At 56.6% G+C, this 267-nt stretch carries 1 protein-coding gene; it reads right to left on the bottom strand.

Translation table 11 applies throughout. From position 1 onward, the window contains the following. Window positions 1–267: hypothetical protein (locus ACTFO6_RS18865; RefSeq protein WP_439935889.1), on the bottom strand; the 267-nt coding region annotated here is incomplete at both ends.

Raw genomic sequence — 267 nt, 5'->3', positions numbered from 1 at the left:
AGGACCAGTTCGTGATGATGCCCTGAGGATTGACGACGAACCGTGTCCTGCACGTGAGGGGAATGTTGTAGACGGGCGTCTGTTTCTGCACATACGTCGTGGATGTGCCGGAGTACGTACCATAAGCGTAGCCGCCGCGTGACCCGTAGGCCGAGACCGAACCCGATTGATAGGTTGTTTGGGGCTCGGTGTAGGTGTATCCACCAAGCTGCATCGTGCGTTGGTCGATGTACTCAAGAACCTGTCCGCCGTCGGAAAGCTTGAATG

This window comes from Pelomicrobium sp. G1 (genome assembly GCF_051905455.1).
GTDB lineage: Bacteria > Pseudomonadota > Gammaproteobacteria > Burkholderiales > UBA6910 > Pelomicrobium.
Note: the sequence above shows the minus strand (reverse complement) of the source record. Positions and strands in the feature narration are given on the sequence as shown.